This window comes from Bradyrhizobium sp. CCBAU 51765 (genome assembly GCF_015291725.1).
Lineage (GTDB): Bacteria > Pseudomonadota > Alphaproteobacteria > Rhizobiales > Xanthobacteraceae > Bradyrhizobium > Bradyrhizobium liaoningense.
This window is the reverse complement of sequence record NZ_CP030038.1, coordinates 1262586-1283581: the sequence shown is the minus strand read 5'-3', so window position 1 is coordinate 1283581 and position 20996 is coordinate 1262586. Positions and strand designations below refer to the sequence as shown.

General features: G+C 64.4%; 19 protein-coding genes. 9 read left to right on the top strand and 10 right to left on the bottom strand.

What is annotated here, in order from left to right:
* Positions 1-52 precede the first annotated feature (52 nt).
* Positions 53-874, top strand: a complete 822-nt coding sequence (locus XH96_RS05950; RefSeq protein WP_194391463.1) for a DUF2076 domain-containing protein — start codon at positions 53-55, stop codon at positions 872-874.
* Between the two features lie 117 nt (positions 875-991).
* Here XH96_RS05950 and XH96_RS05945 read toward each other — a convergent pair whose 3' ends face one another.
* Complete coding sequence (locus tag XH96_RS05945) at positions 992-1792, bottom strand: L,D-transpeptidase (RefSeq protein ID WP_194391462.1); 801 nt, start codon at positions 1790-1792, stop codon at positions 992-994.
* 314 nt (positions 1793-2106) lie between these two features.
* Between XH96_RS05945 and XH96_RS05940 the strand changes: the two genes are divergently transcribed.
* Complete coding sequence (locus XH96_RS05940) at positions 2107-2886, top strand: protein phosphatase CheZ (RefSeq protein WP_194391461.1); 780 nt, start codon at positions 2107-2109, stop codon at positions 2884-2886.
* 159 nt (positions 2887-3045) lie between these two features.
* On the opposite strand, the gene XH96_RS05935 is transcribed toward XH96_RS05940, so the two are convergent.
* On the bottom strand, positions 3046-3567 hold the full coding sequence (locus XH96_RS05935; RefSeq protein ID WP_061879002.1) for a hypothetical protein: 522 nt from the start codon (positions 3565-3567) through the stop codon (positions 3046-3048).
* A gap of 316 nt (positions 3568-3883) precedes the next feature.
* Between XH96_RS05935 and groES the strand changes: the two genes are divergently transcribed.
* The 3 genes from groES (at position 3884) to XH96_RS05920 (ending at position 7384) form a co-directional block, all read left to right on the top strand.
* Positions 3884-4180 (top strand): co-chaperone GroES, encoded by a 297-nt coding sequence (gene groES / locus XH96_RS05930; RefSeq protein WP_025033779.1) that lies wholly within the window; start codon positions 3884-3886, stop codon positions 4178-4180.
* Between the two features lie 163 nt (positions 4181-4343).
* The gene (gene groL / locus XH96_RS05925) at positions 4344-5975 is read left to right on the top strand and encodes a chaperonin GroEL (RefSeq protein ID WP_028179556.1); all 1632 of its coding nucleotides are present in this window, start codon (positions 4344-4346) and stop codon (positions 5973-5975) included.
* A 197-nt stretch (positions 5976-6172) separates the two neighbouring features.
* The gene (locus tag XH96_RS05920; RefSeq protein WP_194391460.1) at positions 6173-7384 is read left to right on the top strand and encodes a hypothetical protein; all 1212 of its coding nucleotides are present in this window, start codon (positions 6173-6175) and stop codon (positions 7382-7384) included.
* A 164-nt stretch (positions 7385-7548) separates the two neighbouring features.
* On the opposite strand, the gene XH96_RS05915 is transcribed toward XH96_RS05920, so the two are convergent.
* Entirely contained in the window at positions 7549-7947 is a 399-nt protein-coding gene (locus XH96_RS05915; RefSeq protein WP_194391459.1) for an META domain-containing protein, read from the bottom strand.
* Between the two features lie 132 nt (positions 7948-8079).
* The gene (locus XH96_RS05910) at positions 8080-9744 is read right to left on the bottom strand and encodes an L-lactate permease (RefSeq protein WP_194391458.1); all 1665 of its coding nucleotides are present in this window, start codon (positions 9742-9744) and stop codon (positions 8080-8082) included.
* Positions 9745-10055: 311 nt separating this feature from the next.
* Here XH96_RS05910 and XH96_RS05905 point away from each other — a divergent pair, with 311 nt between their 5' ends.
* On the top strand, positions 10056-11813 hold the full coding sequence (locus tag XH96_RS05905) for an ABC transporter ATP-binding protein/permease (protein WP_194391457.1): 1758 nt from the start codon (positions 10056-10058) through the stop codon (positions 11811-11813).
* A 312-nt stretch (positions 11814-12125) separates the two neighbouring features.
* Here XH96_RS05905 and XH96_RS05900 read toward each other — a convergent pair whose 3' ends face one another.
* From XH96_RS05900 to XH96_RS05885, 4 genes are all read right to left on the bottom strand, one after another.
* On the bottom strand, positions 12126-13160 hold the full coding sequence (locus tag XH96_RS05900) for a TorF family putative porin (RefSeq protein ID WP_194391456.1): 1035 nt from the start codon (positions 13158-13160) through the stop codon (positions 12126-12128).
* 401 nt (positions 13161-13561) lie between these two features.
* The gene (locus XH96_RS05895) at positions 13562-13960 is read right to left on the bottom strand and encodes a histone (protein WP_194391455.1); all 399 of its coding nucleotides are present in this window, start codon (positions 13958-13960) and stop codon (positions 13562-13564) included.
* A gap of 86 nt (positions 13961-14046) precedes the next feature.
* Positions 14047-15369: a glycolate oxidase subunit GlcF gene (gene glcF / locus XH96_RS05890; RefSeq protein WP_194391454.1), complete on the bottom strand. Its 1323-nt coding sequence runs from the start codon at positions 15367-15369 to the stop codon at positions 14047-14049.
* A complete protein-coding gene (locus XH96_RS05885; protein ID WP_194391453.1) occupies positions 15366-16604 on the bottom strand; it encodes an FAD-binding protein in 1239 nt (412 codons plus the stop codon). Before XH96_RS05885 ends, glcF begins: the two co-directional genes overlap by 4 nt.
* A gap of 231 nt (positions 16605-16835) precedes the next feature.
* Between XH96_RS05885 and XH96_RS05880 the strand changes: the two genes are divergently transcribed.
* Positions 16836-17171, top strand: coding sequence for a putative quinol monooxygenase (locus tag XH96_RS05880; protein WP_194391452.1), 336 nt, complete (start codon positions 16836-16838; stop codon positions 17169-17171).
* Between the two features lie 123 nt (positions 17172-17294).
* Here XH96_RS05880 and XH96_RS05875 read toward each other — a convergent pair whose 3' ends face one another.
* Positions 17295-18788, bottom strand: coding sequence for an FAD-linked oxidase C-terminal domain-containing protein (locus tag XH96_RS05875; RefSeq protein ID WP_035673981.1), 1494 nt, complete (start codon positions 18786-18788; stop codon positions 17295-17297).
* Positions 18789-19049: 261 nt separating this feature from the next.
* On the opposite strand from XH96_RS05875, the gene cycA reads away from it, so the two are divergent.
* Complete coding sequence (gene cycA / locus XH96_RS05870) at positions 19050-19445, top strand: cytochrome c-550 CycA (RefSeq protein ID WP_028182288.1); 396 nt, start codon at positions 19050-19052, stop codon at positions 19443-19445.
* Positions 19446-19519: 74 nt separating this feature from the next.
* Here cycA and XH96_RS05865 read toward each other — a convergent pair whose 3' ends face one another.
* Entirely contained in the window at positions 19520-20476 is a 957-nt protein-coding gene (locus tag XH96_RS05865; protein WP_194391451.1) for an alpha/beta fold hydrolase, read from the bottom strand.
* A 330-nt stretch (positions 20477-20806) separates the two neighbouring features.
* On the opposite strand from XH96_RS05865, the gene XH96_RS05860 reads away from it, so the two are divergent.
* On the top strand, positions 20807-20989 hold the full coding sequence (locus XH96_RS05860) for a hypothetical protein (protein WP_028180446.1): 183 nt from the start codon (positions 20807-20809) through the stop codon (positions 20987-20989).
* The last annotated feature ends 7 nt before the right edge of the window (positions 20990-20996 follow it).

The window sequence follows — 20996 nt, the reverse complement described above, 5'->3', positions numbered from 1 at the left end:
AATGGAACCCTACATCTCCTGCGCGCTTGATTTTGCGCAAAGGAGACAGATCATGACGCCGCAGGAACGCCAGCTCGTCGACGACCTTTTCGACCGGCTTTCAAAGCTGGAAAATGCACCGCGCGATCCCGATGCGGTCGCCGCGATCTCCGACGGTCTGCGCAAGGCGCCCGGCGCCGTCTATGCGCTGGTGCAGACCACGCTGCTGCAGGACGAAGCGCTGAAGCGCGCTCATAATCGCATCCAGGAGCTGGAGGCCGCCCAGGCGCCCGAGCCCGCCCAGTCCGGTGGCTTCCTCGACACCATGCGCGACTCGCTGTTCGGCGGCAGCCCCTCGCGCGGCTCGGTTCCGAACGTGCCGCCGCGTGAGCAGCGACCGGTCTGGAACACCGGCCAGGCGATGCAGCAGACGCAGCCGGGCTACGGCCAGCCACCTTATGGACAGGCTTACGGCCAAGGACCGGTGCAAGGGCCGGGACAAGGTTATGGTGTCCCGCCCGCGGGTGGTGGCGGCGGCTCGTTCCTCGGCACGGCGGCCGCGGCCGCGGCCGGCGTCGTCGGCGGCTCGCTGCTGCTCTCGAGCATCCGCGGCATGATGGGTGGATCGCATCAGCAGGCCTTCGGCGACACCAACGCCTTGGGCGACCGCAGCCCCTGGGGCGGCGGCGACCAGTCGGGCGGATCGCTGTCGCGCGATGCCGGCCTCAACGACATTGGCTCAAGCCAGGATTCCCGCCAGGGCTTCTTGGACCAGGCCTCGAACGATCGCGACAACAACGATCAGAACTACGACGACAATCGCGACGACAACATGGACATGGCCGACGACAGCGATTTCGGCGACGGAGACGACGGCGGCAGCGATTACGCGTGACGCCGATCTACTACGCATGCAAGCGAACGGCCGCCGATGAGGCGGCCGTTTTCATGAGATGTGTCTTGCCCGGAGGCTCTTCCTTCTCCCTGCAACAAGTGGAGAGGGTAACGACGATCACATCACCACGACCTTGGTGCCGACATTGACGCGGCCGTAGAGGTCGATGACGTCCTCGTTGCGCATGCGGATGCAACCGGAGGAGACGTTGGTGCCGATGGTCCAGGGCTCGTTGGAGCCGTGAATGCGGTAGAGCGTGGAGCCGAGATACATCGCGCGGGCGCCAAGCGGATTTTCCGGACCGCCTTCCATGTGCCGGGGCAGATCGGGACGGCGCGCGAGCATTTCCGCCGGCGGCGTCCAGTCCGGCCATTCGCGCTTGGCGGTGATCGATTTCACGCCGGACCAGGTGAAGCCGGGACGGCCGACGCCGATGCCGTAGCGCATCGCCCTGCCGTTGCCCTCGACGAGATAGAGGAACTTGTTCGGCGTATCGACGACGATCGTGCCGGGACTTTCCTTCCCGTTATAGTCAACGAGCTGTTTCTCGAATTTCGGATCGAACGGACGCTGCCGCGGATCGATCGCCTCCTGCTGGAGAGCTGCGCCTTGCATCTGCGGCTCGCCCATAGGCGGCAGCCGGCGCTGATCGTAATAGGCCGGCTGCTGCTGATACACCGGCTGCTGCGGCGCGTAGGCCGGACCGCGGCCGGGACCGTCGCCGAACAGGAACTCGATGAAGCCGCCGCCCATGTTCGAATTGGACGCGACGCGCACCGGCGCCGGAGGCACCTGCGGCGCGTAGAGCACCGCGGGCGGATCGTTCGGAACGCTGTTGTCGAAGGCGCCGGCGCCGTTGGTGCCGGCCATGAAGGTGCAAGCGCTGCCGAGCAGCGCGACAGACATTTTCTTGAACATCGACGTACTCTGTACTGTTTCGTCTAGATCACATGCGTCGCGGAAGCTGCCTGGCTGATCGGCGCCCGCGACGTGGTCAATAAAGAGCAAAAGCCGTTTCGTTTGGTAAACGCATCGGCCGTTTGGATTCACCACGTCGCGAGTGGCGGCGCAATTTGACGATCAGCGTTTATTTTCCATGAACGCCGCGCGTCCATGGTTAATCGCTTCTTCGCCCAGCGTCGCCCGCGGCCGCCTGGCAGTTCCCGCTGTGAACTTCGTGTTAAATCGCTTGTGCCTACAAAGACGCGTGAATGAGGTGGGGGAGTTTCCTGATGGCTGTTCACCGCAAACGTTTTCGTGTCGAGGATATCGTCGGTGGCGAGATGCCCATTTCAGATGTAGTTGAAGAGGCCCCCCCGATGCATAGCGAGATCATGGCCGAGCTGCGCGCGATCCGCGCACAGATGGCGAAGGGCACCGCCCCACTGTCCGGCAGCGCAGCCATGGCGGCGATCGACGCCTCGACGGCCCACGAGCTGGCCGAAGCGCGCACCATGCTCGATACCTACCGGGCGCAGATCGAGCAGTGCGAGAAGCTGAAGGTCGAGCTCGACCTCATCCACGACGCCATCGACCGCACCAAGCGCGAGATCGCGACGCTGCACGGCAAGAGCTTCGACGGCGGCGAGATGGCCAAGGTCAATGGCGAGCTCGGCGCGGTGGTCGGCGGCACCGAGCAGGCGACCCAGCAGATCCTCGAAGCCGCTGAATCGATCGACCAGGCCGCCAGCGCGATGTCCAAGGTGGACTCGGCCGATCAGCAGAAGCGGCTGGCCGACGACATCCAGGAACGTGTCATCTCGATCTTCGAGGCCTGCAACTTCCAGGACCTGACCGGCCAGCGCATCAGCAAGGTCATGACCACGATGAAGTTCATCGAGCAGCACATCAATGCGATGATGGACATCTGGGGCGGCGTCGACGCCATCAAGGCCCATGTCCCCGCGCATGTCGACAACCGCAGCGACGACGAGAAGCTCCTCAACGGCCCGAAGCTCGCCGGCGACGTCGGCCATGCCTCGCAGGACGACATCGACGCGCTGTTCGACTGAGCGGACGCGGGATACGGAAAAACAAAACGCCGGCGCAAGCCGGCTTCTTTTGTTTTCAGATTCTGTTTCACCTCGTCATTCCGGGGCACGCAAAGCGTGAACCCGGAATCTCGAGATACCGGGTTCGGTCCTGCGGACCGCCCCGGAATGACGGAGCAACTACGCCCGCGGCGCGCAGCGGACGTAGACCATGTTGCCGTAGCGGGTGGCGGCGTCCTTGTCGATGAAGCGGGTGATCAGGACGCGGCCGTCGAAGGAGATGATCTCGCGATCCTGCTCACCAGGGGTCGGCCCCGCCGGTCCTATGTAGTTCTTGCCGCTCGGCGAGCCCTTCAGCCGCAGTTCCTGCGGCGTCGCCTGGTCGGCGAGATGCATGATCACGCCGCCGGAGGAGCCCGCGGTGATCACATAGGGGTTCTTGCACTGCGCCCGGGCGGCAGCCTCGGTGCGGGCGCGGTCGGCCGGGTTCTGGAACGAGGCGAGACCCCAGCGGCCGACGATCTCGTCCGCGCGGATGGTGGCGGGCATTTCCGGCGCTGTGCCGGGTTCGGCTTCGGGCGGCGGAGAGGACGACGAGAAGGACGGCAGGCTCATGCCGCCGCCGCAGGCGCCCAGCAACAGCGCCAGACAGGAGGCTGCCGCCAGATTGGCAACCGTGCGCGCGTGAGCTGAACTGATCATGGCATTCCCCCGAACAAGACGACGGCCGCACCCCTCCCGCAGCCAAGCGCAAAACCGCTGCCGGAGCAATGACGTCCTGCTGTACGCCGGCGCCCCGAACAAGTTTCCAATGCCACCATCCTATATCCGCCTCAACAATCGCTTAACCACCTTTGCTTGACAGGATCGCGGCCAAGCCATATTTCCGGGCGCACTATTAGCACTCGGAAAGCCCGATTGCTAAGCGCGCCGTTCGGTCTCTCGGGGAGAGGGTGGACGGACGCGCCGCCCCACCGACTTCCACTCCTTCCGAAGCGAGCCTCCAAAGGGAAACGTCATGGCTAAATCCAAATTTCGTCCGCTGCATGACCGTGTCGTGGTCAAACGTATCGACGCCGAGGAAAAGACCAAGGGCGGCATCATCATTCCCGACACCGCCAAGGAGAAGCCGTCACAGGGCGAGGTCGTCGCCGTCGGGCCCGGCGGCCGCGACGAGACCGGCAAGCTGATCCCGATCGACCTCAAGGTCGGCGACCGCGTGCTGTTCGGCAAGTGGTCGGGCACCGAGGTCAAGATCGACAACGAAGAGCTCCTGATCATGAAGGAGTCGGACATCATGGGCGTGCTGGCCTAAGGCCATCTGCCTGAACGGCCGCTGAATGCTCCATCGTCATGCCCGGGCTTGCCCCGCCGAAGCGGCTACGGCCGTGAAGGCCGGACAAGCCCGGTAAGACGGAGAGAGCGCGGCAGGAAACAGCACGAACAAGACACATCACGAAACACGAGGGATTGCAGACATGGCTGCCAAAGACGTCAAGTTTTCCGGAGACGCGCGCGACCGCATGCTGCGCGGCGTCGACATTCTCGCCAACGCCGTCAAGGTGACGCTCGGCCCGAAGGGCCGCAACGTCGTCATCGAGAAGTCGTTCGGCGCGCCCCGCATCACCAAGGACGGCGTCACCGTCGCCAAGGAGATCGAGCTCGAGGACAAGTTCGAGAACATGGGCGCCCAGATGCTGCGCGAGGTCGCCTCGAAGACCAACGACACCGCCGGCGACGGCACCACCACCGCGACCGTGCTGGCCCAGGCCATCGTGCGCGAAGGCGCCAAGGCGGTTGCCGCCGGCATGAACCCGATGGACCTCAAGCGCGGCATCGACACCGCGGTCGCCGCCGTGGTCAAGGACATCGAGAAGCGCGCCAAGCCGGTCGCCGCCTCCTCCGAGGTCGCCCAGGTCGGCACCATCTCGGCCAACGGTGACGCCGCCATCGGCAAGATGATCGCCCAGGCGATGCAGAAGGTCGGCAACGAGGGCGTCATCACCGTCGAGGAGAACAAGTCGCTCGACACCGAGGTCGACATCGTCGAAGGCATGAAGTTCGACCGCGGCTATCTCAGCCCCTACTTCGTCACCAACGCCGAGAAGATGACCGCCGAGCTCGAGGATGCCTACATCCTCCTGCACGAGAAGAAGCTCTCGGGCCTGCAGGCCATGCTGCCGGTGCTGGAAGCCGTGGTGCAGTCGGGCAAGCCGCTCGTCATCATCGCCGAGGACGTCGAGGGCGAGGCGCTGGCTACCCTGGTCGTCAACCGCCTGCGTGGCGGCCTCAAGGTCGCGGCCGTCAAGGCGCCGGGCTTCGGTGACCGCCGCAAGGCCATGCTGGAGGACATCGCGATCCTCACCGGCGGCCAGCTCATCTCCGAGGAACTCGGCATCAAGCTCGAGAACGTCACGGTGAAGATGCTTGGACGCGCGGGCAAGGTGGTGATCGACAAGGAGAACACCACGATCGTCAAGGGTGCCGGCAAGAAGCCCGACATCGAGGCGCGCGTCGGCCAGATCAAGGCCCAGATCGAGGAGACCACCTCGGACTACGACCGTGAGAAGCTCCAGGAGCGCCTCGCCAAGCTTGCCGGCGGCGTCGCGGTGATCCGCGTCGGCGGCGCCACCGAGATCGAGGTCAAGGAGAAGAAGGACCGCGTCGAGGACGCGCTCAATGCCACCCGCGCTGCGGTGCAGGAAGGCATCGTCCCCGGCGGCGGCGTCGCGCTGCTCCGCGCCAAGAAGGCGGTGGGCCGTCTCACCAACGCCAATGACGACGTCCAGGCCGGCATCAACATCGTGCTGAAGGCACTGGAAGCCCCGATCCGCCAGATCTCCGAGAACGCGGGCGTGGAAGGCTCGATCGTCGTCGGCAAGATCCTGGAGAACAAGTCCGAGACCTTCGGCTTCGACGCCCAGACCGAGGACTATGTCGACATGGTCGAGAAGGGCATCATCGATCCCGCCAAGGTGGTGCGCACCGCGCTCCAGGACGCCTCCTCCGTGGCGGGCCTGCTGGTGACCACCGAAGCCATGGTCGCCGAGCTGCCGAAGAAGGAAGCTGCGCCGGCCATGCCGGCCGGCGGCGGCATGGGTGGCTTCTAGGCTCCGTTCCATTGCAGTATTGCGAAGGCCGCCTCCGGGCGGCCTTCTTTTTTGCCGACCCTGCCTCTCCGCTTTCCAATTCAACCGGCAGCCAAAAACCACTACGGTGGCGCCGATTCTAACTGTCTGGGCATGATCCTCTCGGAAAACCGCTTCACACTTTTCCGGATCATGCCCGTTGCCCGAGGTCTTCGTCGATGCGCGCGCTTCCGGTTTGTTCGATTGCCCTTCTGGCGGCTCTGCTCGCCGTCTCGCCCGAGTTCGCCTCCGCCCAGATGAAGCTGTCGCCGAAGGCGACGGCGCCGGGCGGCATCGAGACGCGCTATTTCACCTCGATCGACGGGCTGATGGACGGCAATGCCGACGTGATCCTGAAGGAGACGCGCCAGGGCAAGACGGTCACCGCGGCGGTGCTCGACGTCTGCTACCCGATCGCGAAAAGCTCCGACCGCAAGGACCGCTTCGTCGTCAATCTCCATGTCGCCGGCCAGGCGCTCACGGGAACGACGCAGAGCATCAGTGAGAAGTCGCCGGTCAGCGTCAAGCTGACGCGCAAACAGTCCGTCGACACGTTCGAATTCCGCGGCCAGATCGCGATCGGCCAGGCGGTGACCGAGGTCACTTCATCCGACAATTCCGATCTCAGTGAAAGGGAATTTCTGGACAACCAGACCTCCGACGACGGCATCACGCCGCAGCCGAAGGATTTCACCGACGTCTCGCCGGAAGCGATCGCAGTCAAGGTCAAGCTCGACGCGGCGACCGACTTCCTGAAGGGTTTGAAGGGCCAGGAGGTCGAGGTGACGCTGGCCAGCCTCACCGTCGGCTGCGACGCCCTGCGCGCAGGCGAGCAGACCATCAACATGTCGGTCGATCCCGAGCGCGCCGGCGCGCTGCTGTCGAAATTCAAGGCGATGCCGGGCGTCACGGCCGCGGGCTGGACCGCGGGCATGGTCGAGATGGACCGCGCCATCCGCTTCCCCGCCGCGGACTGGCGCGAGGGCGACAAGATCAACAAGGGCAAGCTCGCGACCGCGGTGGCGAGCGTGCTGAGCAGGACACTCGCGGCAAAGCCGGTCTCGCAGAACTTCAACCCCGCGACCGGCAAGCTCAAGCTGGTGTTCAAGCGGCCGAACCAGGATTATCCGGCGCTCGATCTCACCGACACGATCGAGGTCGCAGGGCTCGTCTCGCCGGACAAGCCCGGCACGACCGACAAGCTCATGCTCTGGATCGGCAGCCCCGCGACCACGACCGCCGACGAGAGCAGCGGTGCCAAGCTCAATCTGTCCGACGACGCGAGCCTGGACGAAGAAGGCGATCTGCCTGACGACAACGGCTCGATCGAGGCACTTGCCAAGGAGCTGAAGGGCCAGCGCTGGGACGCCGACAAATCGGAGTGGAAGTAGGCTTCTCGTGCCCCGGACGCAGCGCAGCACATCAGTGATGCGCTGCAGAGAACAGGCCCAGAGGCCACAAGCGAAGTCGCGGATAGGAAGCTGGATCCCGGCTCTGCGGCGCATCGCTTGCGCGACGCGCCTTGTCCGGGACAAGAGAGCAACGTTCGAGAGACCTAGTTCCCCGTCGTCCTGAAGTGCAGCGGCTTGGGGCCGATCAGCGTCAGCACGTCGCCCTGTCGCCTCCAGGTTTCGACGCTGCCGAGGGCGGCCACGAGCTCGTCGTCGGCCTGCGCCTTCGCCGGCGGACAGGAACGGTCCTGGATCTGGCCGGGAACGAAGATCACGGTGTTGCCGGCAACCGAGAACTGGCCCGTGCCGCCCTTGCACCAGAGTTCCAGCACGACTTCGCCATGGTCGCCGATCTCGATGTTCGGAATCCGCTTCGAGCCGGGCTGCGGCAATGCTTCGAGCGTCATCTCGGTGCCGAACGGGAAACCGTCCTCGGCACGCGCGAGCGTGGACATCGCGAGCATTGCAACTGCCGCACACACCAATCGCATGAGCGAAACCATGAGACCTCTCGACCGACCTGATTTGCGGCACCTTCTATAAGATGGCGCTGCCATTGAGAAGGTTCGCCCGGATGCAAAAAATCCCCGCGAGGCGAACCTCGCGGGGATTTGCCTCGAACGAGACGCCGGCGGCTATTTCAGGACCATCGCCGTGAACGGCCAGACATAGGCCTGCAACGTCACGAGCACACCGACGAGGCACGCCAGCACGATCGAGTGCCAGAACACGAAGCGCAGGATGGTGCCCTCATGCCCGTACCAGTTGGTCGCGGTGGAGGCGACCACGATCGACTGGGCATCGATCATCTTGCCCATCACGCCGCCGGAGGAGTTCGCCGCGGCCATCAGGATCGGCGACAGGCCGAGTTGCTCGGAGGTGATCTTCTGGAGGTTGCCGAACAGGATATTGGACGATGTATCCGATCCCGTCAGCGCCACGCCGAGCCAGCCGAGCAGCGTGCCGAAGAAGGGATAGAGCACACCGGTCGCGGCAAAGGCGAGACCCAGCGTTGCGTCGACGCCGGACAGACGCGTCAAGGTGCCGATCGCGAGCATGGCCGAGATCGTGATCAGCGAGATCGCGCACAGACGTATGGTGCGGCCATACTCGGCCACGAGCCGGCCGGGAGCGACGCCCATCAGGACGCCGGAGATGATCGCGGCAAGCAGCATGCCCGTGCCGGTGAACGACAGGTATGTGAAGCTGAACACCGCAGCCTCTTTCGTCGGCCCTGGAGCGACGGGCGGCATCTTGTTGATCATCTGGTGCAGCTCGGGCACGGGATAGTTCCAGACGAAGATCGAGTTCGCCCAGCCCTTGAAGGCGCCGTTGCCCCAGATCAGCATCACGACGCAGACGATGATCCAGGGAAGAAGCGCATTGAAGAGCTCGGCCTGCGTCAGCGGCGTCTTGTCGAGCGGCCTTGCCGCCGCCATGGTCGAGGCCGATTCATCGTGGCCCCGCAGCGCCGGCGACAGCCAAAGCTGCTTCGGTTGCCACACCTTCAAGAACAGGATCAGCGCCCCCATCGAGATCAGCGAGGCGCCGATGTCGACGATCCAGGGATTGATGTAGTTCGAAATCACGAATTGCGGGACGGCAAACGATATGCCGGTGACGAGGATCGCCGGCCAGACGTCCTTCATGCCTTTCCATCCGGCGAACGCCCACACCACCCAGAACGGCACGATCAGCGAGAAGAACGGCAATTGCCGGCCGACCATCGCGCCCAGGATGTAGGGATCGAAGCCAGTGACCGAAGCGAGGCCCTGGATCGGCGTGCCCAGCGCGCCATAGGCGACCGGTGCGGTGTTGGCGATCAGCGACAGGCCGGAGGCTGCGAGCGGCGAGAAGCCGAGCCCGATCAGCACCGCGCCGGTGATCGCGACCGGCGTGCCGAAGCCGGAGGCGCCCTCGAAGAACGCCCCGAACGAGAACGCGATCAGCAGCAATTGCAGCCGCCGGTCCTCGGTGACGCCGCCGATGGCGCGCTTGAGCAATTCGAAGCGGCCGGTGCTCACCGTCACCTGGTAGAGGAAGATGACGTTGAGGACGATCCAGCCGATGGGGAAGAACCCGGTGACGATGCCCAGCACCGAGGCGCGGATCGACATGTTCGCGGGCATGGTGAAGACGAAGATCGTGATCAGGTTGGTCACGATCACGGCGATGACGGCTGCGATATGCGCCTGGACGCGGCCGCTGGCGATGAGGATCAGCAGCGTGACGACCGGCACCGCCGCCGCGATGGTCGACAGCACCGGGCTGTTGAGAGGATCATAGATCTGATTCCACATGGACTTTCTCCCCACGCATGTTGCGGCAGGCGGCCCGCGTGGAGAGCCGTCCTGCTTGACGCTGAAAGTGATAACCCCGGGCTGGACGCCAATTCCTCGCGAATGCAGGCGGTTCCCGTCCGCTCACAAGCTCGCGAAATCCCGAACCACCCTGCCCCGCGCCATCGAACCCCATGCTAGGGTTGTGGGCTGCGACAATCCAACGCAAATTGCAGATCTTGCAACTTTAGTCTAAGCGCGCCCGTTTCCGCCATCGCCTCAAGTGTTTGGCTCTGGGCCGTTATGCACATCTCCCGAGGAGACCCTGCTCTGTGAAGAACATCAGCGCCACGCTCGCGATCGTCTGGCGAATCGCCGTCCCTTATTTCCGATCGGAAGACAAATGGGCCGGCCGCGGCCTGCTCGCCGCCGTGGTCGCGATGGAGCTGGCACTGGTCGCGATCGACGTGCTCGTCAACCAGTGGCAGAACCGGTTCTACAGCGCGCTCCAGAACAGCGACTGGGACACCTTCGTCAGGGAGATCTGGATCTTCGTCGCGCTCGCGTCCACCTATATCGCGCTGGCTGTCTACAAGCTCTACCTGAACCAGTGGCTGCAGATTCGCTGGCGGCAATGGCTCACCCGGCATTATCTCGGCGAATGGCTCCGGAGCGCCACGCATTACCGCATGCAGCTCAAGGGCGATGCGGCCGATAACCCGGACCAGCGCATCACCGAGGACGTCAAGAATTTCGTCGAGCAGACCCTGACCATCGGGCTCGGCCTGCTCTCGTCGATCGTGACGCTGTTCTCATTCGTCATCATCCTTTGGGGCCTATCCAACGCCGCGCCGCTACACCTGTTCGGCACCGATCTCATGATCCCCGGCTATCTGTGCTGGGGCGCGCTGATCTACGCGATCTTCGGCACCCTGCTGACGCACTGGATCGGTGCGCCGCTGGTCAACCTCAATTTCGAGCAGCAGCGCTACGAGGCCGACTTCCGCTTCAATCTCGTCCGTGTCCGCGAGAATTCCGAGCAGATCGCGCTGCTCAGGGGTGAAGGCGCCGAACGGGCCCGCCTGCTCGATCGCTTCGGCTTCGTGATCGCCAACTGGTACGCCATCATGAGCCGGACCAAACGCCTCACCGCGTTCACGGCCAGCTATCAGCAGGCCGCAGTGATCTTTCCATACGTACTGGTGGCGCCGGCCTTCTTCGCCAAGAAGATTCAGCTCGGCGACATGATGCAGACCGCATCCGCCTTCTCCAGCGTGCAGGGCGCGCTGTCGTTCTTCGTCACGGCCTACCGGTCTCTGGCGGAGTGGCGCTCGATCGTTGCGCGGCTCGATGGCTTCGAGATGTCCGTCGATTCAGCCGCGAACCTGCCGGCACATGAGCCTGCCATCGCGCTGGAGGTCGCCGGCGGCGGCCGCCATATCGACCTCGAGCAGCTCTGCGTGAACCTGCCCAACGGCACGCCGCTGGTTGCCGCCAAGGCCTTCACCATCGAGACGTCAGAGCGCGTGTTGGTGACCGGACCGTCCGGCTCCGGCAAGTCCACGCTGTTCCGGGCCATCGCCGGCATTTGGCCGTTCGGTACCGGGACGGTTGTCATCCCCGAGAAGGCAAAGCTGATGATGCTGCCGCAGCGGCCCTATTTTCCGGTCGGCATGTTGCACGATGCCGTTGTCTATCCGGCAGCGCCCAGCGCGTTCGGCGCCGCGCAAGTCCGCGATGCACTGATCGCCGTCGGGCTGCCCGACCTTGCCGAGCGGCTGGGGGAGGACGGCCACTGGAACCGGATGCTGTCGCTCGGCGAGCAGCAGCGCCTGGGGCTTGCGCGCGCGCTGTTGCATGTCCCGGACTATCTGTTCCTGGACGAGGCCACGGCGTCGCTCGACGAACCCTCCGAGGCTCGGCTCTACCGCCTGCTGACGGAGAAGCTGCCGCACGCCACCATCGTCTCGATCGGCCACCGCTCGACGCTCGACGCCTTCCACACGCGCAAGGTGGCGCTGGTGAAGGACGGTACGATCCACGTTCTCGGCGGCGAACGGGCTGCAGCCGAGCCGAGCGCGGCGCGTTGAGGCGCAGAGTCGGGACCCAGGTGTCGTACTTCAGGAGGATGGGCCCCCGGCTCTGCAGCGCACCGCTGAACCGGACGATGCTTCGCATCGCCGGGGAAGCGCTGCGTTGCGTCCGGGGCACGAGGACGAGATGCGGTTCACATCCATAAATCAACACTGCAAGCGCAATCACGGAGTGCGAGGCGTCAGCGCCGGTCTTCAGCCCCACCCTTCGCACTCTCGCTCAGCGGTCGAGCATCCTTCTCACGAGCCCCAAAGCAAAAGGGCGGCAGGTTGTCCTGCCGCCCTTGCCAAGTCGTCTCGGAAAGAAACTTACTTCAGGTTGGTCATCGCCGTCAGGTCGACGGAGAGCTTGGCGACGCCAGCAGCGCTACACCAGTTAGAGCCGAAAGCCGTGGCTGCGTTCGCACCACCGTTGATCGGGGTGACGAAGCCGGGGCTCGAGTTGGTGGCGGAGAAGTCACTGGTAAAGGCGTTGCAGTCACCCTTCGACAGATCGGTATCATAGTAGCGCAGATCGAGCGTGAACACCTTGTAGGTGAAGCCGACACCGACGTTCCAGGTGTTGTAGCTCGGCTCCTTGATGCCGTTCGCGTAGACCGGATCGCCTGCGATGCCGTAGAAGATGTCGGACGTGCCGAGCCACTGGCGGCCGAACTCACCCGACACATACATGCCGACGCCACTGGCGCCGAAAGTCGTGCTCGGCGCAGTCCACTTGGCCGTGACCGAGGCGTAGTTGCCCCAGGCGCCGAGGTTCAGGAAGTTCGGCGAATAGTACTCGTTGAAGCCGACCGTCCACTGGTCGTTGATGGCGACGTTCAGCTTGGCATAGGCTTCGAAGAAGCTCGCGTCCTTCTTGGCGAAGTTGCCGTTGATCGGAAGGCCGATCGCGCCCTGGGAGTTATCCAGGGAGGTACCGCAATTGCCCTGCGCGAGGGTGCCCTGCGAACCGAAGCAGCTTCCGCCCGGATAGAGGTAGCCCCAGACACCGAAGTCGAAGGCGAACATGCCGAAGGTCGGGCGGATACCGCCGTAGATGTCGACTTCTGCCGCAGCGCGGTTCGGGAACGAGATGCTCGCAGCGGCCGTACCGATATAGAGCTGGAGGTCCTTGTTGACGTTGTAGCGCGGCTCGAAATAGGCCGTGACCGACGGGTTGTGGTTCGACTGGGTAATACCACGGAAGATGTAATCGTTCGTGATACCGGCACCGAAAGCGACATCCCACGGATCGAAGGCCGGGGGCGGCGGGGCCTTCAGCGCCTTGACGCGCAAGTCTGCCGCAAAAGCCGAACCCGTCGTCATCAATGCCAGCGCCGTTGCCAACAAAGCCACTTTTTTCATTTCGATCCCCATCACCAGTTCTTAAACCCCAGTCGGATCCCGGAAGCCCCCCGGGGCGCTCGACCTGATTGCAAATTCATTACTGCGACAATCTGGATTGGCGGATAGAAACCGTGAAGCAAAAAGCGCGGGCATCTGCCGACTTTTTAGGCGTTTTGACCAATTCACGAAAGGTTGTCCGCCTGTGTTGCTTCTCGATCACATTTTTCTCATTCCAAAGTGCACAGGAAGCCCGTGTAAGTCCGGGGGTCTTCGGCTGGGTGACGCCCAGGCCACGAATCAGACAGGCGCGGCAAACGGCTGAGACTGAATCAGCTTGCGACGATGCAAAAAGGCCGCAGCGCCCGGCGCCGCGGCCCTTCTGATTGCAGATCGCTTCAAGAGCCAGGGAGCGGCCGGGCTTACCCCTGCCCCTCTGCCGGCGCGGGTTCCGCAGAAGACGAAGGCATCGCCCAGCTTGTCTCGGAGGCAGGCTCGGGAGCCGGAGCTTCCACCGGTGCCGACGGCTTCGGAGCAGGAGCTGCCTTCGCCTTCTTCGGTGCCGCTTTCTTTGCGGCCTTCTTGGGAGCGGCCTTCTTGGCCGACTTCGCTGCAGCCTTCTTGGCGGCTTTCTTGGCGGCTTTCTTCGGGGCTGCCTTCTTGGCAGACTTCTTCGCAGCTTTCTTTGCAGTTTTCTTCGCAGTCTTTTTGGCAGACTTTCTTGCGGACTTCTTGGCTGCCTTCTTTGCGGTCTTCCTCGCTGCTACGGCCTTCTTCGCTTTCTTGGCCTTCTTGCTTTTCTTCTTCTTCGCTTTCGCCATCGTGGTCCTCCTGTTGCCGCCGAACAATGGTCGATCGGGCGTCGTTCTGCCGTCACCTTCGGACAAAAGCTCGAGCCCTTGAAAGCTCAAGCTTGTGCATTCGATGTCGGCCGCGACCCGCCCGTAGCCCAATCGAGAAGCTCAATCGTGTGTACGACCGGAACTGACGTGCCACTGGCAATCTGCACCATGCAGCCGATATTGCCCGCGGCAATCATGTCCGGCTTGACGCTTGCGATGTTGGCGACCTTGCGGTCGCGCAACCGGCCCGCAAGCTCGGGCTGGAGAATGTTGTAGGTCCCCGCCGAACCGCAACACAAATGACTCTCGGGCACATCTTTCACCACGAATCCATTCTTGGAAAGCAATTCTTTCGGAAGGCCCGTGATTTTCTGCCCGTGCTGCAACGAACACGCGGAGTGATAGGCGACGACGATGTCGTCCTGTCTCGCAGTCGCCGCGAGTTCGAGGCCGGCGACGTATTCGGTGATGTCCTTGGCGAGCGCCGACACCTTCGCCGCATCGGCCGCGAACGCGGAGTCCTCGCGCAGGAGATAGCCATAGTCCTTCACGACCGTGCCGCAGCCGGAGGTCGTCACCAGGATGGCGTCGAGCCCCTCGCCGGCCGCTTCCTTGCGCCACGCCGCGACGTTGGCGCGAGCTCGCGCCAGCGCATCCCGGTCGTTGCCAAGGTGATGGGTCAGCGCGCCACAGCACTGCTCGTCCCGGACAAGGACCACCTCGATGCCGTGACGGGTGAGGAGGCTGATGGCGGCCTGGTTGATGCGTGGCGCCAGCACCTGCTGGGCGCAGCCCTGGAGGAGCGCTACACGCCCGCGCTTCTTGCCCAGCGCCGCGAATACGCTGCCCGCGGCGGGCCCGGCCGGCGGCAATTGGTTCGGCGCCAGCGCCAGCATCGCCTTGATGCGCTGGACCAATCCGGGCGTCGCCGAAGGCCGGGGCGTCGGCAGCAGGACGCTCAGCGGACGCGCCAGCCGCGCCAGCCACATGCTGATGCGGAAGCGCTGCGGGTCCGGCAGGACGAAGGCCAGCACCTGACGCAGCAGCCGCTCGGGCAGCGGCCGCTGATAGCGCTGCTCGATCCTGACCCGGGCCTGGTCGACGAGGTGCATGTAGTTCACGCCCGAGGGGCAGGTCGTCATGCAGGCAAGGCACGACAGGCAGCGGTCGATATGCTTGACCACCTCGGCCGTCGGCGCCTGGTCCTTCTCCAGCATCTCCTTGATCAGGTAGATGCGGCCGCGCGGGCTATCGAGCTCGTCGCCGAGCAGCACATAGGTCGGACAGGTTGCGGTGCAGAAGCCGCAATGGACGCAGGCACGCAGGATCTTGTCGGCTTCCGCGATGTCGGGGTCGGCGAGTTGCGCGAGCGAGAATTCGGTCTTCATGACGCAGCGCCTCGCGTCAGGCGTCCCCGGTTGAGAATGGTCTTCGGATCGAAGCTGGCACGCACCCTCTCGCTCAGCGCGGCAATGCCGGGCTCTTGCGGCTGGAACACGTCGATCGTGCGCCTGACATCCTCGGCCGCCCGGATCAGCGTGGCGTGGCCACCGACCGCGTTCGTACGCCCGCGCACGGCCGGGGCATGCGCGTCCGGCTTCGGTGGCACTGCCGCCCAGATCAGCCCGCCGCCCCAGTCGTAGATCAAATCGCCCCCGGTCTCGCGTACCAATTGCGTGCCGAGTGCCGCGCCCGAGGCCGGCGGACAGACGATCCGCCACACCGGCCAGGCGCCGCGCGCGCCGCCGGCCGCAAACGGCAGCACATCGCGGATCGCGGCCCACAGCGCCGCAGATGCCCCATCCTCGACTAGCGTCGCGGTTCCGAACGGCGCCAGCAATTCGCGCAGCGATCCGGCGCGGTGCGCGGCGGAGGCGGTGATGCCCTCGAGCCGCAGCACGGTCAGCGCCTCCCCCTGGCCTGCGATGTCGCCAATCCCCTCGGTCCCGGCCCGGGATGCCGATTTCGGCAGATGCGCGGCACCGGAGACATCGAAGGGCGAGCCAAGCGCCGCGGTCATGGCCTTGTTGGCGGCGGCATCCTCCAGCCCGCGCAGCAGCAGCGTCCGCTCGGCTTCCGGCTTCGGCATGACCTTGAGCGTGACCTCCGTCATCACCGACAGCGTGCCCCAGGACCCCGCCAGCAGCTTGCAGAGGTCGTAGCCGGTGACGTTCTTCACCACCTTGCCGCCGGTCTTGAAGCTGTCGCCGAAACCCGAGACGGCGTGCGCCCCGAGCAGATGGTCGCGCGCCCCGCCCGCCCGGATGCGCCGCGGCCCGGCGAGCCCGGCCGCGATCATGCCGCCGATGGTGCCGACGGCCGGTGTGCCGAGCAGGGGCGCGGTGTTGACAGGCTCGAAGGCGAATTGCTGGTTCTTGGCATCGATCAGGGACAGCACGTCGCCGACCGGCGCCCCGGCCTGGAGGGTGATGATCAGCTCGTTGGGCTCGTAGGAGGTGACGGCGTTCAGCGCGGAGACGTCGAGCACGGCGTTGGTCGCCATCGCGTGGCCAATGCTGCGCTTGGAGCCATGGCCGATGATCTCGAGCGGCTGCTCATTGGCAATCGCCGCGCGCACCACCTCTTCAACGTCCTTGGCGTCTCTGACTTTAAGCGTGTCCACGGGAAAAGGCGGTAGCGAAATTCGCCGCCAAAATCAAATGGGGCGTGACGCCGGACGCCCATGGCCGGCGCGCTCGGGACCTCCACCGGACCTCCGCAACGTTTCGGTCATCATCGAAGCGTTCACGACATCGACACTTCGATGACCGGCGAACCAAATCGGACCGGCGCTCGCTACAAGCTCACACCGATCGCGATCGAGACTGAAGTCCTGCAGCGAGGAGGAAGACCCATGAACCATTATGCCACGCAGAAATCCCTCAGCGACGCCGTCGACGGCGGCGGCTTGCTCGTCGTCGCGCAATGGGAGGCAAAGCCCGGCGAGGCCGACAAGGTCGCAGGGATTCTCGACCGCTTCCTGCCGGACGCGCAGCGCGAGGACGGCGTCAAGCTGTTCCTGATCTCGCGCGGCAAGGACAATCCGGCCCAGTTCCTGTTCTACGAATTGTTCCGCGACGAGGCCGCTTTCAAGGCGCATCAGGAGAGTGCGCATTTCAAGGCCTTCATCGCCGGTGAAGCCCTGCCGCTCCTGGCGAAGCGCGAGCGGGCGCAATACGGATTGCTGTGAGGGCTCTTCTTCCTTCTTCCCTTGTTGTGGGAGAAGGTGGCGCGGAGAGATAGTCGCTGACCCGCCGCGCTACGCGCGTCGGCCTCTCCCCGCAGGGGGAGAGGGTGCACCGTCACTGCGGACCTAGAACCGCGGAATATCCGGGAACGCCAGCTTGCCCGCATGGACATGCATGCGGCCAAGCTCGGCGCAGCGGTGCAGGGTCGGAAACACCTTTCCGGGATTGAGCAGGCCCTGCGCATCGAAGGCGCATTTCAGCCGCTGCTGCTGGTTGAGGTCGATCTCGGAAAACATCTCGGGCATGAGGTCGCGCTTCTCGATGCCGACGCCGTGCTCGCCGGTGAGCACGCCGCCGAACTCGACGCAGGCGCGCAGGATGTCGGCCCCGAACGCTTCGGCACGCTCGATCTCGCCGGGCTTGTTGGCATCGTAGAGAATCAAGGGGTGCAGATTGCCGTCGCCGGCATGGAAGACGTTGGCGCAGCCGAGCTGGTACTTCTCCGAGAGCTCGCGGATGCGCGCCAGCGCCTTCGGCAGCGCGCCGCGCGGGATCGTGCCGTCCATGCAGAGATAGTCCGGCGAGATGCGGCCCACCGCCGGAAACGCGGCCTTGCGGCCGGCCCAGAACAAATTGCGCTCGGCCTCCGAGGTCGAGATCTGGCACGTGGTCGAGCCGCAGGCATTGGCGATGGTCTCGACCCGCGTGATCAGCTCGTCGACCTCGATCTTGGGACCGTCGAGCTCGATGATCAGAAGCGCCTCGACGTCGAGCGGATAGCCGGCATGGACGAAGGCCTCGGCGGCGTGGATCGCGGGCTTGTCCATCATCTCCATGCCGCCCGGAATGATGCCGGCACCGATGATGCGCGCCACGCATTCGCCGGCCGCCTCGACCTCTGCAAACCCGACCATCAGCGCGCGCGCCGTCTCCGGCTTCTGCAGGATGCGCACCGTGATCTCGGTGATGACGCCGAGCAGGCCTTCCGAGCCGGTGATGACGCCCATCAGATCGTAGCCTGCGTTCTCCGCCGACTTGCCGCCGATGCGCAATATCTCGCCGCTCATCAGCACGATCTCGCAACCAAGCACGTTGTTGGTGGTCATGCCGTATTTCAGGCAATGCACGCCGCCGGAATTCTCGGCGACATTGCCGCCGATCGAGCAGGCGATCTGCGAGGACGGATCGGGCGCATAGTAGAAGCCGGCATGCGCGACCGCCTGGCTGATCGCAAGGTTGGTGACGCCGGGCTCGGTGACGACGACACGATTGTCGAAATCGATCTCGCGAATACGCTTGAACTTGCCGAGCCCCAGCAGCACGCCGTCTTCGAGCGGCAGCGCGCCGCCGGACAGCGACGTACCGGAGCCGCGCGGCACCACCTTGATGCCTTGCGCAGCACAATATTTCAGGACGAGCGAGACCTGCTCGGTCGTATCGGGCAGCACCACGACCATCGGCGGCTGGCGGTAGGCGGTCAGCCCGTCGGATTCATACGCCCGCATCTCGGCTGCGCTGTCGATCACGCCCTCACCGGGGACGATTGCGCGCAACGCAGCAATGATCTCCGCGCGGCGCGCGAGCACCGCCTGGTCGCTCGCAGGCATCATGATGGTCATGACATATCCTTCCGGCTCATCGCTCACGATCAAATTTGTCGCGGCAAATCAATCACGTCCGCGTCTGCTTGGGTAGGCCATCCGAAAGTCGGATCGACGATGTTCCGCGAGTTCGCTCTGGGACAAGTAGGAAATCGTGAAACCTGTCATGGTTTGATGGCTTGTCCAAGCCGAGCAGGCCTGCCAAAAGCGGCGGGCCGGCGATTGTCGATCAGGCAAGAGACTGACCAGACCCACCAGGGAAGAGACGAAGAGCACCCGATGACAAAACTGACTTTTGGCGCACTGACGATCCTCACCGTGATTGCCACCGCACCTGCCGCGATGGCGCAGGATGTCGCGGCCGGCAAGACGTCGTTCAACAAATGCCTGGCCTGCCACGCGATCGGCGAAGGCGCCAAGAACAAGGTCGGCCCCGAGCTCAACGGCCTCAACGGCCGCAAGTCGGGAACCGCGCCGGACTACAATTACTCGGACGCGAACAAGAATTCCGGCATCACCTGGGATGAGGCCACGTTCAAGGAATATATCAAGGACCCCAAGGCCAAGATTCCCGGCACCAAGATGGCGTTCGCCGGCATCAAGAACGAAACCGAGATCAACAATCTCTGGGCCTTCCTCGCCCAATACGACAAGGACGGGAAGATCAAGCAGTAGGCGCACAAGAGGCGGCCGCCAGAGCTGACGCGTCTTCTTCACGCGAACTGCTATCCACTTCGCTTGAGAGCGCCTCAATCGGCGGCCGCCTGCGCCGGGACGATCCTGCCGAACATCGTCTCGATCTCCGCCTTCACGAGATCCGGCACGGCGTTCTGCACCATGTGGCCGAGGTCGGGCAGCACGATCAGCTTCGCATTGGGCACCGCTGCGGCGAACGGGCGCGCGTGGATGCTGGTTTTCACCGTCTTGTCGGGCTCACCGGCAACGATCGTGACCGGCGCCTTTATCTCGCCGTAGCGCGCGACTTGCCCGGCGACCGACTCTTTCAGAGTCACCAGATCATAGGCATTGGCGATGAACTCGCGCGGGCGCAGCAATAGCGGCGTCGCGGAGTCCTTGACGAAGCCATCCGGCATGGTTTGCGGCAGGAAGACGTTGCGCGCGCCGGATTCAGCGAGGACATAGCCGAGCGGCAGCGTGATCGTGTAGGCGAGCAGCGGGCCGATCACGGGCGTTGCGATGATCTCGTTGTAGCGGCCGACACCGCCGCGCCAGGGATGAGTGACGGGCGCGAGCATGACGAGACCGGCAACGCGCTGCGGATGATCGATCGCGATCCGCGCGCCGAGGGCCCCGCTCCAGGAATGCACCACGAAAACCGCGCGATCGATCCCGAGCTTGTGAAGCGCCTCATCGATCATCCGCGCCTGGATTTGCGGCGTCGAATCCTGCCGCCGCCCGCGCGTGCTCCAGCCATGGCCGGGTCGATCGATCAGAATCACGCGGCGGTCCCCGGCGAGGATGTCGCCGAGCGGCCGTCGCATCGCTTCGAGATTGGAGCTCGCGCCGTGCAGCATCACGATCGGAAGACCCGAATCGCGGGGACCGATATCGACGACGTGAAGCCTCGCGCCGTCGACCTCGACCATCCGGCCCTGAGGGGGAAAGGCGCGTTGCACGGCGACGATTCCCGCCTGCGTGACCAGTGCCAGCAGGACCAGCGCCGTCACGACTGACATCACGATCATGGAGAAAATCCGGGTGGTCCTGGGCACAGGGCAGCTACGGGTCTGATCGCATGGCAGTTTCGCCGCCGGCTTTCCGCGCTTCCACTGAAAATCCCGGGGCTGTGGATATGTGCATAATTACAGAACGAGAAAATTCAACAAAATCAACGATATTCCAGGAGAGCACGCAAGCCCCGGACCAGCTTCATGCAGCCGTCATCGCCGCTTCCATATAATCGCCATGGTCGGTTCCGCCATCTAGGCGCGGGTAGGTGCCGATCCTCCTCGCATACCTCGGGCGATGCGGGAAAGACCGGCAGGATTTGTCCTGGTTTGACCGGAGAATTTTCAATGAGCTTCAGATCCAACGACACTGCAATCGACGAAATTGTCGCGAGCTGCAATGGTGACTTGCGCGGTGCCGTGCGGGCTCTGCTCCTGATCAACGAGCATCTCGAGACCGAGCTTGCAAAGGCTTACGCCGCAGCCGCCGACCGCGGCCTCGTCGAGCGCGGCAGCAGCGTCCTGCATTGAGCGAAGT

Excerpts from the sequence above, each read along its gene's own strand:
- XH96_RS05935 (WP_061879002.1), bottom strand. The coding sequence starts at position 3,567 with ATGATCAGTTCAGCTCACGCGCGCACGGTTGCCAATCTGGCGGCAGCC.
- cycA (WP_028182288.1), top strand. The coding sequence starts at position 19,050 with ATGACAAAACTGACTTTTGGCGCACTGACGATCCTCACCGTGATTGCC.
- XH96_RS05860 (WP_028180446.1), top strand. The coding sequence starts at position 20,807 with ATGAGCTTCAGATCCAACGACACTGCAATCGACGAAATTGTCGCGAGC.
- XH96_RS05950 (WP_194391463.1), top strand. The coding sequence starts at position 53 with ATGACGCCGCAGGAACGCCAGCTCGTCGACGACCTTTTCGACCGGCTT.
- XH96_RS05865 (WP_194391451.1), bottom strand. The coding sequence starts at position 20,476 with ATGATCGTGATGTCAGTCGTGACGGCGCTGGTCCTGCTGGCACTGGTC.
- XH96_RS05945 (WP_194391462.1), bottom strand. The coding sequence starts at position 1,792 with ATGTTCAAGAAAATGTCTGTCGCGCTGCTCGGCAGCGCTTGCACCTTC.
- XH96_RS05900 (WP_194391456.1), bottom strand. The coding sequence starts at position 13,160 with ATGAAAAAAGTGGCTTTGTTGGCAACGGCGCTGGCATTGATGACGACG.
- glcF (WP_194391454.1), bottom strand. The coding sequence starts at position 15,369 with ATGAAGACCGAATTCTCGCTCGCGCAACTCGCCGACCCCGACATCGCG.
- groL (WP_028179556.1), top strand. The coding sequence starts at position 4,344 with ATGGCTGCCAAAGACGTCAAGTTTTCCGGAGACGCGCGCGACCGCATG.
- XH96_RS05895 (WP_194391455.1), bottom strand. The coding sequence starts at position 13,960 with ATGGCGAAAGCGAAGAAGAAGAAAAGCAAGAAGGCCAAGAAAGCGAAG.
- XH96_RS05920 (WP_194391460.1), top strand. The coding sequence starts at position 6,173 with ATGCGCGCGCTTCCGGTTTGTTCGATTGCCCTTCTGGCGGCTCTGCTC.
- XH96_RS05880 (WP_194391452.1), top strand. The coding sequence starts at position 16,836 with ATGAACCATTATGCCACGCAGAAATCCCTCAGCGACGCCGTCGACGGC.
- XH96_RS05940 (WP_194391461.1), top strand. The coding sequence starts at position 2,107 with ATGGCTGTTCACCGCAAACGTTTTCGTGTCGAGGATATCGTCGGTGGC.
- XH96_RS05915 (WP_194391459.1), bottom strand. The coding sequence starts at position 7,947 with ATGGTTTCGCTCATGCGATTGGTGTGTGCGGCAGTTGCAATGCTCGCG.
- XH96_RS05910 (WP_194391458.1), bottom strand. The coding sequence starts at position 9,744 with ATGTGGAATCAGATCTATGATCCTCTCAACAGCCCGGTGCTGTCGACC.
- groES (WP_025033779.1), top strand. The coding sequence starts at position 3,884 with ATGGCTAAATCCAAATTTCGTCCGCTGCATGACCGTGTCGTGGTCAAA.
- XH96_RS05875 (WP_035673981.1), bottom strand. The coding sequence starts at position 18,788 with ATGACCATCATGATGCCTGCGAGCGACCAGGCGGTGCTCGCGCGCCGC.